The organism is Streptomyces sp. NPDC031340 (assembly GCF_055569945.1).
Genome location: NZ_JBVIIE010000053.1, coordinates 1 through 13,765, shown reverse-complemented (window position 1 = coordinate 13,765; position 13,765 = coordinate 1). Strand labels below are relative to the sequence as shown.

Here is a 13,765-nt window from a genome sequence, read left to right as displayed (position 1 = left end):
CCCTCAGGCGGGGAAGCGGCGGCCGGCCCATTTCCACAGTGCCTCCAGGGCGGCCGCCGCCACCACCGAGATGGCGACCGCGATCCACGGCAGCTGCATGCCGACCAGTTTCAGCGCGAAGAAGTCCTGCAACGACGGCACCGCCAGCACCAGCAGGAACGCGGCGGCCATCGAGACCACCAGGGTCAGCCGCCACCAGGTCCAGGGGCGGGCGACGATCGCCAGCACCCACATGGAGATCAGGAACAGGGTGAGGGTCGCGACGCTGGTCTCGGCCTCCAGCGAGCCCGGACCCGTGTAGTGGTGCCGGGCGATCAGGTACGTCGCGAAGGTCGCCGCCGCGGCCACCACCCCGCCGGGGATCGCGTACCGCATGACCCGGCGCACGAAGCGGGGGCGGGCCCGTTCCCGGTTGGGGGCCAGGGCGAGGAAGAACGCCGGGATCCCGATGGTCAGCGTGGACAGCAGGGTCAGGTGCCGGGGCAGGAAGGGGTACTCGACCTGCCAGCACACCACCAGCAGGGCCAGCAGCACCGAGTAGACCGTCTTCACCAGGAACAGCGTGGCGACCCGGGTGATGTTGCCGATGACCCGCCGGCCCTCGGCGACCACCGACGGCAGGGCCGCGAAGCTGTTGTCGAGCAGCACGATCTGCGCCACCGCCCGGCTGGCCTCCGACCCGGAGCCCATGGCGACGCCGATGTCGGCGTCCTTCAGCGCCAGTACGTCGTTGACGCCGTCGCCGGTCATCGCCACCGTGTGCCCGCGGGACTGCAGGGCGCCCACCATGTCCCGCTTCTGCCGCGGGGTGACCCGCCCGAACACCGTGGCCTCGTCCAGGACCCGCGCCATCGCCTCCCGCTCGGCGGGCAGCCTGCGCGCGTCCACGGCGGTGCCGGTCAGGCCCAGCTTCGCGGCCACCGCGCCCACCGACACCGCGTTGTCGCCGGAGATGACCTTGGCGCGCACGTCCTCCTCGGCGAAGTAGCGCAGGGTGTCCGCCGCGTCCGGCCGCAGCCGCTGCTCCAGGACGACCAGGGCGGTGGGGCGGGCGCCCCGCACGGACCCGGGATCCTCCAGGTCGCCGTCGGTGCGGGCGAGCAGCAGCACCCGCAGCCCCTGCTCGTTGAGCCGCCCGGTCTCGGCGAGGGCGGGGTCGTCGTCGTCGTCCAGCAGCACGTCCGGCGCGCCGAGGAGCCAGGTGCTGCTCTGTCCGTCCCCCTCGCTGAAGGCGGCGCCGCTGTACTTGCGGGCGGAGGAGAAGGGGAGGGCCTGGGTGCAGCGCCAGTCCTCCACGTCGGGGAAGGCGTCGATGATCGCCTGGAGGGACGCGTTCGGGCGCGGGTCGGCCTCCCCGAGCGCGCCGAGCACCTTGCGTACGTACGTCTCGTCGGCGCCCTGCAACGGCCGGACCTCGGTGAGGTCCATGCCGCCCTCGGTGAGGGTGCCGGTCTTGTCGAGGCAGACGGTGTCGACGCGGGCCAGGCCCTCGATGGCGGGCAGTTCCTGCACCAGGCACTGTCTGCGGCCGAGCCGGATCACGCCGATCGCGAAGGCTATCGAGGTCAGCAGCACCAGCCCCTCCGGGACCATGGGCACGATGCCGCCGACCGTCCGCGCGACCGAGTCCTTGAAGCCGTGCTGCTTCACGACGAGCTGGCTGACGACCAGGCCGACCGCGGTCGGGATCATCATCCAGGTCACGTACTTGAGGATCGTGGAGATGCCGGAGCGCAGCTCGGAGTGGACCAGGGTGAAGCGGGAGGCCTCCTCGGCGAGCTGGACGGCGTAGGCCTCGCGGCCCACCTTGGTCGCCTGGAAGGCGCCGCCGCCGGCGACCACGAAACTGCCGGACATGACCCGGTCGCCGGGTTTCTTCGGCACCGGGTCGGCCTCGCCGGTGAGCAGCGACTCGTCGATCTCCAGCCCGTCGGCCTCCACGCACACCCCGTCGACGACGGCCTTGTCGCCGGGCCCGATCTCGATCACGTCGTCCAGCACGATCTCCGAGGTGGCGATCTCGGCGGCGGCGCCGTCCCGCCGTACCGTGGGCCGGGCCTCCCCGATCACGGCGAGCGAGTCCAGCGTCTTCTTCGCCCGCCACTCCTGCACGATGCCGATGCCGGTGTTGGCGAGGATGACGTATCCGAAGAGGCTGTCCTGGAACGGCGCGACGAACAGCATGACCAGCCACAGCAGGCCGATGATCGCGTTGAACCGGGTGAAGACGTTGGCCCGGACGATCTCCCCCGGCGACCGGCTGCTGCGCACCGGGACGTCGTTGACCTGCCCCCGCGCGACCCGTTCGGCGACCTCCGCCGCGCTCAGTCCGCGGACCGCCGGCGGGCCGGCCGCGGGGGGACGGGCCGGGCCGAACCCGGCGCCCGCGTCGAGGTGCGTCATGTATCCGACGGTACGTGCGCGAGTACGGCTTCACCCGCCGAGCGAGGGGAAGTTCCGACCTGGGGAGGACCGGGGAGCACCGGGCGTAGTGCCCTGGTTGTAGGGCGCCGGCCGGTCGGCCCACGCCCGGGCGAATCCGACGACAGGGCCTGCGCCGTCGTCCGTGCCTGTGCCGTCGTCCGTGCCTGCGCCGGGGGTGCCCGGTCGGCAGGGCCTACGCCGTCGTCGTGCCCTCGTCGGCCGCGGCCCGCCCGGACGTGTCCTGCCCGGAGGCGTCCCGCTCGGCCGCGGCCCGCTTGATCGCGGCGTCCCGCTTGCGGACGTACCAGATGCCGATCAGGCCCAGGCCGCCGCCGGCCAGGCAGGTCCACAGCCACCAGGTGTGGCCGTGGTCGGCGAACCAGCCGTAGAAGGGGAGCTGGACCAGGAAGAGGACGAACCAGACGATCGTGCCGCCGGTGACGGTGGCGACCACGGGGCCCTCCAGGGGCTCCGGCGCCTCGTGCTGGAAGGTTCCCGAGAAAAGTCCGGCCATGGGGACAGCTTACGGGCGCTTGCGGACGGCCTCCGGGCGGCTTCGGAAACGATCAGGTCTACGCGCGGAGATGGCGTTCACAGAAATCATATGTTCATACTGAAACGGTTTACGCTTGTCCACTTCTGCTCGTAGGAACATCCAATGTCCACCTCGGCACCCGCCAAGGTCCCCAGCCCCGGACAGCCGGGGCAGTCGCCCGCACCCGGAGCGCTCGACCGCTACTTCAAGATCACCGAGCGTGGCAGCACGCTCGCCCGTGAGGTCCGCGGCGGCTTCGCCACGTTCTTCGCGATGGCGTACATCATCGTGCTGAACCCGATCATCCTCAGCAGCGCGAAGGACATGTACGGGCACCACCTGGACAACGGCCAGCTGGTCACCGCGACCGCCGTGACGGCGGCGTTCACCACCCTGCTCATGGGTGTGATCGGCAACGTCCCGATCGCGCTGGCCGCCGGCCTCGGCGTGAACTCCGTCGTCGCACTCCAGCTCGCTCCGCGGATGTCGTGGCCGGACGCGATGGGCATGGTCGTGCTGGCGGGCTTCGTGGTGATGCTGCTGGTCGCCACCGGCCTGCGGGAGCGCGTGATGAACGCGGTGCCCTACGGGCTGCGCAAGGCGATCTCCATCGGCATCGGTCTGTTCATCATGCTGATCGGCCTGGTCGACTCCGGCTTCGTGTCCCGCATCCCGGACGCCGCCCAGACCACCGTCCCCGTGCAGCTCGGCGCCGACGGCCACCTCAACGGCTGGCCGGTGCTGATCTTCATCCTGGGCGCGCTGCTCACCCTGGCGCTCATCGTCCGCCGGGTCTCCGGCGCGATCCTGATCTCGATCGTCACGATGACCGTCCTGGCGATGGTCGTCGACGCCGTCGCCACCGTGCCCAGCTGGGGCCTGACCACGCCGAAGTGGCCGGGCAACCCGGTCGCCACGCCCGACTTCGGTCTGATCGGCCAGGTCAGCCTGTTCGGCGGCTTCGGCAAGGTCGGCGTGCTGACCGGTGTGCTGTTCGTCTTCACCGTGCTGCTGTCGTGCTTCTTCGACGCGATGGGCACGATCATGGGCGTCGGCGACGAGGCGAAGCTGACCAACGCCCAGGGCGAGATGCCCGGCATCAACAGGGTCCTGTTCGTCGACGGCCTCGCGGTCGCCGCGGGCGGCGCCAGCTCCTCCTCCGCCACCACCGCCTTCGTCGAGTCCACGGCCGGCGTCGGCGAGGGCGCGCGCACCGGCTTCGCGAACGTCGTCACGGGCGCCCTGTTCGGCGTGGCGCTCTTCCTCACCCCGGTCGCCACGATGGTGCCGTCCCAGGCGGCCACCCCGGCCCTGCTCGCGGTCGGCTTCCTGATCCTGGCGGGCTCGGTCCGGGAGATCGACTGGGCCGACCACACCATCGCCATCCCGGCCTTCGTGACCATGGTGATGATGCCGTTCACCTACTCGATCACCAACGGCATCGGCATGGGCTTCATCACCTTCGTGCTGCTGCGCCTGGTGGCCGGGCGGGGCCGTGAGGTGCCGGCGCCGATGTACGTCGTCGCGGCGGTGTTCGGCTTCTACTACCTGATGCCCGCCCTCGGCCTCACCTGAGCCGCGCTCAGCTGACGTCGTAGAACTTCTCCGTCTCCTCGACGGCGGTCTGGAACCGCTCGTCGAAGTCGTCGCGAATGAGCGTCCGGACCACGTAGTCCTGGACGCTCATTCCTCTTCTGGCGGCATGCTGCCGGAGCCGCTCGAGCAGCTCTGCGTCGATGCGCAGGCTGAGCACGCTGGTCTCCATGCACAGATGATCGCGGCAGGGACCGGCGCCATGTGCCGCGTTCGGCGTCCCGCCACCCGAACGAGTGGCGTTCGCGTCAACAGCGGCAGCCAACAGCGGCAGCCAACAGTGGCGACAGTGGCCGGAATCACGGTCACTCCTCCGCCCCCAGTGGTCCTTAGCCAGAGTAATGAGTTAGGCTAAAGAACATGCCGGACCTCAACCATGGCGACGACGCTGCCGCCGTGAACTCCCTCCGCTCAGCCGTCATGCGGCTGTCCCGTCGGCTCAAGCACCAGCGCGTCGACGAGTCGCTGAGCCCCACCGAGATGTCGGTGCTGGGCACCCTGTCCACCTGCGGCAGCGCCACGCCGGGCGAGCTCGCCCGCAAGGAGCACGTGCAGCCGCCGTCGATGACCCGCATCGTCGCGCTGCTCGAGGCCAAGGGGCTGGTCAGCCTGGAGCCGCACCCCGAGGACCGGCGCCAGAAGGTCGTGACGAAGACCGAGCAGGCCGAGGCGATGCTCGAGGAGAGCCGCCGCAAGCGCAACGCGTTCCTGGCCGACCTGGTCGAGGGTCTCGACGAGGACGAGTGGGCCGCACTGCGCGCCGCCGCGCCCGTGCTGGAGAAGCTCGCGCACCTGTAAGCAGCAGTCCTGAGGAGGCGAACCCTTTTGAGTACGGGACCCGGAGCAGATTCCGTCCCCGCACCGACCACCCCCGAGACCCCGCCCGCCCCCGAGCGCCGCTCCACGATGTTCAGCTCCCTGAAGATCCGGAACTACCGCCTGTTCTTCATCGGACAGGTCGTCTCGAACATCGGCACCTGGATGCAGCGCATCGCCCAGGACTGGCTGGTCCTCAGCCTCACCGGCTCCGCGACCGCCGTCGGCGTCACCACGGCCCTGCAGTTCCTGCCGATGCTGCTGTTCGGTCTGTACGGCGGCGTCCTCGTCGACCGGCTGCCCAAGCGCCGCGCCCTGCTCGTCACGCAGTCCGCGATGGCCGTCACCGGCGTCGTGCTGGCGCTGCTGACCCTGACCGGTCAGGTCCAGGTGTGGCACGTGTACGTGGCCGCCTTCGCCGTCGGCCTCGCCACGGTCGTCGACAACCCGGCCCGCCAGTCCTTCGTCTCCGAGATGGTCGGCCCGGACCAGCTGCAGAACGCGGTCAGCCTCAACTCCGCGAACTTCCAGTCCGCCCGCCTCGTCGGCCCCGCCGTCGCCGGACTGATGATCACCGGCGTGGGCACCGGCTGGGCGTTCCTGTTCAACGGCCTGTCCTTCGTGGCCCCCATCGCCGGCCTGCTGCTGATGCGCGCGCGTGAGCTGCACGTCGTCGAGCGCGCCCCGCGCGGCAAGGGCCAGCTGCGGGAGGGCCTGCACTACGTCGCCGGCCGCCCCGACCTGATCTGGACCATCGTCCTGGTCGGGTTCGTCGGCACCTTCGGCTTCAACTTCCCCGTCTACCTCTCCGCCTTCGCCGGCGACGTCTTCCACGCCGGCGCGGGCTCCTACAGCCTGTTCAACACGCTGATGGCGGTCGGCTCGCTGGCCGGCGCCCTGCTCGCGGCCCGCCGGGGCACCGTCCGGATGCGGGTGCTGATCGCGGCGGCGGTGGCCTTCGGCACGATGGAGCTGGTCGCCGCGACGGCGCCGTCGCTGTGGCTGTTCGCCCTGCTCATGGCCCCGATCGGAATGTTCGGCATGACGGTCAATGTCACCGCCAACTCCAGCATCCAGCTCGCCACCGACCCGGCCATGCGCGGCCGCGTCATGGCGCTGTACATGATGGTCTTCCTGGGCGGCACGCCGGTGGGCGCGCCGATCGCCGGCTGGATCACCGACACGTACGGCGTCCGGGCGGGCCTCGCCACCGGCGGCGTGATCGCCGCGGCCGCGGCGGCCGCGATCGGCCTGGTGCTGGCCCGCGTCGGCAACCTGCGGCTGTCCATGGGCTGGAACCACGGCCACCCGCGCCTGGGCCTGGTGCCCCGCGAGCGGCACGAGGAGCTGGCGCGGGCCGCGTGAGGAACCGGCACTGACCGTGCGAGGAGCCGGCCCGAGCCCTGCGAGGAGTCGGCGCGGGCCGCCGCGTGAGGAACCGGCACTGGCCGCGCGAGATCCTTCGAGGCGGTGCCGGGCCGGGGACATGGGGCAACGCCGGGCGCGGTGTCAGGCTGGAAGGCATGAGACTTTTCACCGCCGTAGTGCCCCCGGACGACATCGCCGGTGAACTCGCCTCGCAGGTCGCCGCCCTGCGGGACCTGCCCGGCGCGGACGCCCTGCGCTGGACCGGCCGGCCCGCCTGGCACTTCACCCTCGCGTTCTACGGGGAGGTCGGCGAGGACCTCGTCCCCGTCCTGTCGGCGCGCCTGGAGCGTGCCGCCCACCACACCGGCCCGTTCCCGCTGGCGCTGCACGGCGGCGGCCAGTTCGGGCGCGGGCGCGCCCTGTGGACCGGCGCCGCGGGCGACCTGGACACGCTGCGCGTGCTGGCCGGCCGCACCCAGGCCGCGGCCCGCAAGGCGGGCCTGCCGATGGAGGAGCACCGCCACTACAAAGCCCACCTGACCGTGGCCCGCGGCCGGGAGACGGTCGACGTACGGCCGTACGTGGCGGCCCTGCGCGGGTTCACCAGCCGCACCTGGACGGTGGCGGAGCTGGCGCTGGTGCGCAGCAACCTGCCCCGGTCCGGCGTGCCGGGCGAGCAGCCGCGGTACGAGGCGGTCGCCTGCTGGCCGCTCGCCGGGGCCGGTTAGGCTCGACGCGTGGACCCGAAGACCCGGAACCGGATCATGGCCGGTGCGCTCGTTCTCCTGCTCGTCGTGGTGGCCGTCGCGGCGGCCGTCAGGTAGCCGCGGGGAGCCCTGCGGCTCCCCGCGGCCCTCCCTCACGCCTTGGTGACCGCCGGCGGGTTCCATGTCCCGTCGAGCACTTCGGGCTTCGGCGCGTAGAGGCGCATGGTGATTCCCAGCGGGCCGGCCGGGGCGGGCAGCCAGTTGGCCTCCCGGTCCGGGCCGGGGTTGTGCTGCGATATGTAGATGGTGAGCGAGCCGTCCTGCTCGTCGTAGACCATCTGGTCGCGGTCGCCCAGGGCGAAGCGGTCGATCTCGTTCGCGACCTGGAAGCCCTCGGCGTCGTACATGGTGACCGACCAGAAGGCGTCGGCGGGCGGCATCGCGTCGGCCTCGAACCGCAGGACGTAGTCGTGGACGCCGTCGACCGGCTCGTTGTCGGCATCCGCGGTCAGGACGGGGTAGACGGCGTCCTCGGGCGGATTGGCGCCGAGCCCGCCCGCGGCGACCACGGCACGCTTGAAGTAGCTGTTTCCGTAGACGCCCATGGTGTCGAGGGAGGTACGCCAGCCGTTGGCCTCGGCTCCGAAGCCCGTGTTCGACCCCATGATCTCCGTGCGGGCATCCTGCACGCCGGCCTCGATCTCGGCGAGTTCGGCGTCGGTGAACCGGCTGGGATCGAACTTCTGGCCCGGCACGATGCCCACGTGCGCCATCCGGGCCAGCGCGGAGAAGTCCGCGGCGTGCGGCGGGTTCACCGCCAGTGCCTCGGCGGCCTTGGTGAAGAAGTCGACCGCGCCGTACCCGTTCACCAGGTCGAGCGCGTCGGCGTCGACGTCGATCTTGTCGTCGAGCTCGTAGTCGCGCGGAGGCACCGCGTTCAGGGTGTAGCCGTCCTGGACCTGCCAGACGGCTTCGTAGTCGGCCGGGCCGTTGGTCTGCGTCCGGCCGATGACCCACACGTAGGGCGTGGGTGCCCGCAGCACCGTCAGCCCGGCCTGGGGGGTGTCGTCGTAGTCCGGTCCGACGATGAGGTAGTCCTGGTCTCCGGTCCCGGTGGTGCGCTTGCCGATGGTGGCGAACACGTCGCTCCACATGTCCATCAGCGGGAGCATGAAGTACCGGTCGGCGGTGTCGGTCACGTGCAGTTCCACCGGGCCGCCGGTCAGGTCCAGCCAGGCGTTGGAGTACAGCGTGTCGAAGTTCGGCCGCACCACCGCGCGGAAGTCGGCCGAAGGGAACTCGCGCATGTGCTGGAACTCGTTCGGCGGGCCGTAGCCCGGCCTCTGCGCGGCCAGCGGCGAGGTGCCCTGGCGGCGCGTGACGTCCATCATGACCAGCGGATAGAGGTAGGTGTACGCCTCACGGGCCAAGGTCCGCGGATCAGCCGACAGCATGCTCATGTCTCTTCCCCTCATAGAGTGATGACGTGCTCACGGCGAGTCAGCGCGCAGTCTGTCGTCCGGCGATCGACCGCGCCAGGGCGCCTCTGCGAAACCGGCCACCTCCGTGCGGACGCGCGGAGGCGCGCGCGGCCGCCGTCCCCCGCGACAGGACGAGGCGCGGTCATGCTTGCCTTGAGCGGACTCGAAGGCGTTGGCTGGGGTCCCATGAAGTACACGCAGCTTGGACGCACCGGACTCAAGGTCAGCCGACTGGTCCTCGGCACCATGAACTTCGGTCCCCAGACGGACGAGGTCACCAGCCACGCGATCATGGACGCGGCGCTCGACGCGGGGCTGAATTTCGTGGACACGGCGAATGTGTACGGCTGGGGGGAGAACAAGGGCCGCACGGAATCGATCATCGGGAACTGGTTCGCCAAGGGCGGGGAACGGCGCGACAAGGTCGTGCTCGCCACCAAGGTGTACGGGAACATGGGCCCGGACGGCGAGGCCTGGCCCAACCACGACAAGCTCTCCGCCGTCAACATCCGCCGGGCGGTCGACGCCAGCCTCAAGCGGCTGCGGACCGACTACATCGACCTGTACCAGTTCCACCACATCGACCGCAGCACTCCCTTCGAGGAGATCTGGCAGGCCATGGACGTGCTGGTGCAGCAGGGGAAGATCCTCTACGTGGGGTCCAGCAACTTCCCCGGATACAAGATCGCCCAGGCCAACGAGACCGCCGCGCGGCGCGGCTCCTACGGGCTCGTCAGCGAGCAGTGCCTCTACAACCTCTTCGAGCGCCGCGCCGAGATGGAGGTCATCCCGGCCGCGCAGGACTACGGGCTCGGCGTCATCCCGTGGTCGCCGCTGCACGGCGGGCTGCTCGGCGGCGTCATCAGGAAGCAGGTCGAGGGCGGGCGCCGCGGCTCCGGGCGGGCCCCCGACACCCTCGCCGACCCCGCCGTACGCACCCAGATCCAGGCGTACGAGGAGCTGCTCGACAAGCACGGTCTCGAACCCGGTGAGGTCGCCCTCGCCTGGCTGCTCACCCGGCCGGGCGTGACCGGCCCTATCGTCGGCCCGCGCACCGCCGAGCAGCTCGACTCCGCGCTGCGCGCGGTCGAACTGGAGCTGCCGGAGGAGCTGCTGGCGGCTCTCGATGAGATCTTTCCCGGCCCGGGGCCCTCCCCGGAGGCATTCGCCTGGTGATCAACCGGGCCACCGCGCCCGGGACCGCCGCCCCTTCACAGGGCGGCGGTCACCGCCTGGCAGCGTGTGCTCCATGCTCCGAGCCGGCCGCTTGGAGTGCGCCCTGTGCGGGCCACCGGTCAGTCGCGGGGGAAGCCGTCGGTCCTGAGGACGAGGCCGAGGTGGGTGGTGGTCATGTCTACGTCCGTGCCGAAGGCGATGGACAGCTCGCTGACGTACTCGCCTTCCTTCGGCTGGGTGTAGAGGCGGCATTTGCCCTGGTAGGGATCGACGATGAGGTAGACGGGGACCTCGGCGACCGCGTAGGTGAGCTTCTTGGGGCCGTAGTCGTTCGCCGCCGCGTCCTCGGAGATGACCTCGGCCACGAACTCGACGTCCTGGTAGCGCCAGCGGCCGTTGTCGTCCTTCACGGAACGCTCGGCCAGGGCGGCCACGTCACACGCGAAACCGTTCAGGCGCCCCGGGAAGTCGATCCGGACGTCGGAGGCGAGCCGCTTGATCGGATACCTGGCGCGCAGCTGTTCCAGAATGCTGAAACGGAGCCGGACACCGACCCGACGGCGCCGACGTCCAAGCCCAGCGCGACACCCGACGCACAAGGCTGTGAGCAGGGTTGGTACTACCACGCTTCCAGCAAGGACAAGGACTACCACAAGGGGGTCGGCGCCGAGCAGGCCAATCATAACGGCACCTCACGCACTGCCAAGAGCACATTCACCTCAGAGGTCTCCGGTACCGTCGGCATCGCTTACAGCGGCGAGCTGAAGGTCAGCGGCTCTCTCGTGGTCGCCGAGATCGAGGAGAAGTTCGGTGTGAATGTCTCGACCTCCCTCACCGCGAAGATCGGTAACAGCATCACTGTGGACACACCGGCGCACACGACCACCTTCGGTCGGTACGGCGTGTACCGGCTCAAGTCCTACGGATACAACCAGTACGTGTACGTCAACTGCAGCAAGGGCAGCAAGAAGAACGTCACGACCTACACGCCTCACCGCGTCGGCTGGGCCATCTGGGAAAAGGAGGACTGACCATGTCCGGCCTGATCCGAACGGGATCGAGTGTCGCGTGTGCTGCACTGCTCCTGTCGCTAACCGCTTGCTCATCGAGCGATGAGGGTGCCCAGCAGGCGAAGCAACCCACCACGACTTCCTCCGAACACGGTTCCAGTACGGTGACCGCGTCCTCCGAAGCCTCCCAGCCCTCGGTGCGAACGCCCCCGGAGCTGGACGATGACGAGACGCTTGCGGGGCGCCAGAACGCGACCACAGGAAACGCCAGCATCGAGTTCGAAGCGGGGAAGAAGGGCGATGCGCTGATCGTCGCAGTGCGCTGTCAGGGCAAGGGGAAAATCAACGTTGCCCTGAAGCCCGTGCATGTCTCATTCCCGCTGGAGTGCCTCGCCGGTGAAGTCAGCACCACCTACAACCAGGTGGCAGTGAGAGGAGTGGACCGCAGCGGAACTGTCTCCGTCGAGGCCCCCTCAACTGTTCGTTGGTCGCTGACCGTCGGCCGAGGCGCGCCCGCGCAAGAGGAATCGCCCGCCGGCTCAAGCCAGTCTGAGTAGACGCGTTTCAGGCAATTACAGGGCGAGCGCCTCCGATATCACTGATGGAGGCGCTCGCCTATGCGTGAAGTGTTGGCCTGGCCCATGATTTGTGTCGCGGTACGGGAATCATCGGGGTCGCGACCCTCATGGTGGCCTCAGTCGCCGTAGGGGCGGCCCAGGCCCCAGGCCTGGTGCATGGCGTTCGCGAAGGCCGCCGCGATCTTGTGTTCGCCGCTCGCGTTGGGGTGCGTGCCGTCGTAGGTGTCGCGGTCGATGTCGTACGAGGGCGGGGGCGAGGCCAGCAGGAGGGGGGAGCGGGGCTCGTCCAGGTCGGCCACGGCCTTGGCGAGCAGTTCGTTGAAGAGCGCGACTTGCGCGCCGAAGGGGGCGTCGGACCGGGCGCGGACGTTGGGTATGACGGGCAGCACGGCCATGCGGACGCGCGGGTTCGCGGTGCGGGCCTCGGCGACGAACCGGCGCACGTTGTCCGCCGTCTGGTCCGCGTTGGTGTAGAAGCCCAGGTCTATCAGGCCCAGGGCGACCAGCAGGACGTCGGCCCGGTGCGCGCGGACCGCCTCGCCGACCAGGGGCGCCATGTGCAGCCAGCCCTCGCCCCAGCCGGCCAGGTGGGCGCGCGGGAAGTCGGGTTCGGCGTAGGCGTACGACACGGGCGCGTCCGCCGCCTTGTCGTACAGCGTCTCGCGCGGTCCGACGAGCGCGAACGGGCCCCCGTACGTCTCGCACAGGTGCCGCCACATCCGGTAACGCCACGTGTGTTCGCCGGCGCTTCCGATCGTCTGGGAGTCGCCGACGGGCATGAGCCTGAGCATCCGCTCATGATGGACGATCAGCGGGGCGGGTGGGATGTGAAGCCGGACACGCCTGCCTGAACGGGCCGTGAGGATGGCAGTCTTGGGCCATGCGCCGATCGTTCGCTCTCCTCGCCGGGATCCTGCTCACGGGTGCCTGCGCGCTGCCCGCCGCCGCCGCGGACGGCGGCGGGTCGTTCACCATCAAGGACCCGCGTATCACGGAGTCCAGCGGCCTCGCCGCCTCCCGCCTGCACCCCGGGATCTACTGGACCCACAACGACAGCGACGACGGCCCCTACCTGTACGCGGTGGACAGTGCCACCGGCCGGACCGTCGCCCGGGTCACCCTGGCCGGCATCGGCTCGCCGCGCGACGTCGAGGCGATCTCCATCGGACCCGGCAACCAGATCTACGTCGGCGACATCGGCGACAACCTCGGCGGCAAGTGGCCGTACGTGTGGATCTACCGGCTGCCCGAGCCGAAGAAGCTGACCGACCAGACCGTGCGGGCCACGCAGTACGTCGTGAAGTACTCCGACGGCGCCCGCGACGCCGAGTCGCTGGTGGTCGACCCGAAGACCGGCCGCGCGTACATCATCGACAAGAACGAGGACGGCGGGCGCCTCTACCAGGGCCCGGCCACCCTGTCGCCGTCCGGCACCAACGTCTTCCGCCCGGTCGCCACCGTCGACCTGTGGGCCACCGACGCCGCGCTCTCCCCGGACGGCAAACGTCTCGCCGTGCGCGGCTACTTCGGCGGGATCTGGTACGACTTCGACGCCGGCCGGATCAAGCGGGAGGGCCGCCTCGACGTGCCCCTGCAGGGCCAGGGCGAGTCCGTCACCTACTCCGTCGACGGTTCGAAGCTGCTGTACGGCAGCGAGGGCGCCGGCAGTTCCGTGCAGGCGGAGGACGCGCCCGGCGCCGACGGGGCCAAGTCGCCCTCGGGCAGCGCCGGTTCGGGTGCGGCGGGGGACGGCGGCGGCGGTCTCGGCTCCACCTTCAAGACCGGCACCCTGGCCGTGCTGATCGCGGCGGCGGCCCTGTTCGGCCTGCGCCGGCTGGTGCGGCGCCGCTGAAGTCCGCTGAAGTCCGCGGAGCTTCGCGGAAGTCCGCGCCCGAGCGCTGCGCGATGTCTTGACGTGGGCATGGTGTGTCAGTTTCCTGGGGGGTGCGTGGTGTGGTGGGGGGGGGCGCCCCCCCCCCCCCCCCCCTCCCCTCCCCCCCCCCCCCACCCACACCCCGCCCCCCCCCCCACACGAAACCCAAAAAACAAACACCCTCACCCCAACCCCCCCCCCTCC

Annotated in this window: 14 protein-coding genes; 8 read left to right on the top strand and 6 right to left on the bottom strand. The window is 70.4% G+C overall.

Annotated elements, in window-relative coordinates:
- Positions 1-3: 3 nt before the first annotated feature.
- Positions 4-2,403: an HAD-IC family P-type ATPase gene (locus ACZ5GT_RS31805; RefSeq protein ID WP_469033143.1), complete on the bottom strand. Its 2,400-nt coding sequence runs from the start codon at positions 2,401-2,403 to the stop codon at positions 4-6.
- 214 nt (positions 2,404-2,617) lie between these two features.
- A complete protein-coding gene (locus ACZ5GT_RS31800; protein WP_469033140.1) occupies positions 2,618-2,938 on the bottom strand; it encodes a DUF2530 domain-containing protein in 321 nt (106 codons plus the stop codon).
- Positions 2,939-3,082: 144 nt separating this feature from the next.
- On the opposite strand from ACZ5GT_RS31800, the gene ACZ5GT_RS31795 reads away from it, so the two are divergent.
- Positions 3,083-4,534, top strand: coding sequence for an NCS2 family permease (locus ACZ5GT_RS31795; RefSeq protein WP_469033137.1), 1,452 nt, complete (start codon positions 3,083-3,085; stop codon positions 4,532-4,534).
- Between the two features lie 7 nt (positions 4,535-4,541).
- Here the strand turns inward: ACZ5GT_RS31795 and ACZ5GT_RS31790 are convergent, their stop codons facing one another.
- Positions 4,542-4,724, bottom strand: a complete 183-nt coding sequence (locus ACZ5GT_RS31790; protein WP_469033134.1) for a ribbon-helix-helix protein, CopG family — start codon at positions 4,722-4,724, stop codon at positions 4,542-4,544.
- Positions 4,725-4,912: 188 nt separating this feature from the next.
- On the opposite strand from ACZ5GT_RS31790, the gene ACZ5GT_RS31785 reads away from it, so the two are divergent.
- The 3 genes from ACZ5GT_RS31785 (at position 4,913) to thpR (ending at position 7,464) form a co-directional block, all read left to right on the top strand.
- A complete protein-coding gene (locus ACZ5GT_RS31785) occupies positions 4,913-5,350 on the top strand; it encodes a MarR family winged helix-turn-helix transcriptional regulator (protein ID WP_469033131.1) in 438 nt (145 codons plus the stop codon).
- Between the two features lie 27 nt (positions 5,351-5,377).
- Positions 5,378-6,733: an MFS transporter gene (locus ACZ5GT_RS31780; RefSeq protein WP_469033129.1), complete on the top strand. Its 1,356-nt coding sequence runs from the start codon at positions 5,378-5,380 to the stop codon at positions 6,731-6,733.
- A 158-nt stretch (positions 6,734-6,891) separates the two neighbouring features.
- Positions 6,892-7,464, top strand: coding sequence for an RNA 2',3'-cyclic phosphodiesterase (gene thpR / locus ACZ5GT_RS31775; protein WP_469033127.1), 573 nt, complete (start codon positions 6,892-6,894; stop codon positions 7,462-7,464).
- A 131-nt stretch (positions 7,465-7,595) separates the two neighbouring features.
- Here the strand turns inward: thpR and ACZ5GT_RS31770 are convergent, their stop codons facing one another.
- Positions 7,596-8,903, bottom strand: a complete 1,308-nt coding sequence (locus ACZ5GT_RS31770; RefSeq protein ID WP_469033125.1) for a DUF1254 domain-containing protein — start codon at positions 8,901-8,903, stop codon at positions 7,596-7,598.
- Positions 8,904-9,110: 207 nt separating this feature from the next.
- Between ACZ5GT_RS31770 and ACZ5GT_RS31765 the strand changes: the two genes are divergently transcribed.
- Positions 9,111-10,100 carry an aldo/keto reductase gene (locus ACZ5GT_RS31765; RefSeq protein ID WP_469033124.1) on the top strand — a complete coding sequence of 330 codons (990 nt, stop codon included), beginning with the start codon at positions 9,111-9,113 and terminating at the stop codon, positions 10,098-10,100.
- 119 nt (positions 10,101-10,219) lie between these two features.
- Here the strand turns inward: ACZ5GT_RS31765 and ACZ5GT_RS31760 are convergent, their stop codons facing one another.
- Positions 10,220-10,783: a Uma2 family endonuclease gene (locus tag ACZ5GT_RS31760; protein ID WP_469033122.1), complete on the bottom strand. Its 564-nt coding sequence runs from the start codon at positions 10,781-10,783 to the stop codon at positions 10,220-10,222.
- A 99-nt stretch (positions 10,784-10,882) separates the two neighbouring features.
- Between ACZ5GT_RS31760 and ACZ5GT_RS31755 the strand changes: the two genes are divergently transcribed.
- On the top strand, positions 10,883-11,131 hold the full coding sequence (locus ACZ5GT_RS31755; protein ID WP_469033121.1) for a hypothetical protein: 249 nt from the start codon (positions 10,883-10,885) through the stop codon (positions 11,129-11,131).
- A gap of 2 nt (positions 11,132-11,133) precedes the next feature.
- Positions 11,134-11,667: a hypothetical protein gene (locus ACZ5GT_RS31750; protein WP_469033119.1), complete on the top strand. Its 534-nt coding sequence runs from the start codon at positions 11,134-11,136 to the stop codon at positions 11,665-11,667.
- 137 nt (positions 11,668-11,804) lie between these two features.
- On the opposite strand, the gene ACZ5GT_RS31745 is transcribed toward ACZ5GT_RS31750, so the two are convergent.
- Complete coding sequence (locus tag ACZ5GT_RS31745; RefSeq protein WP_469033117.1) at positions 11,805-12,479, bottom strand: GDSL-type esterase/lipase family protein; 675 nt, start codon at positions 12,477-12,479, stop codon at positions 11,805-11,807.
- Positions 12,480-12,568: 89 nt separating this feature from the next.
- Between ACZ5GT_RS31745 and ACZ5GT_RS31740 the strand changes: the two genes are divergently transcribed.
- Positions 12,569-13,540, top strand: a complete 972-nt coding sequence (locus ACZ5GT_RS31740; protein ID WP_469033115.1) for a WD40 repeat domain-containing protein — start codon at positions 12,569-12,571, stop codon at positions 13,538-13,540.
- The last annotated feature ends 225 nt before the right edge of the window (positions 13,541-13,765 follow it).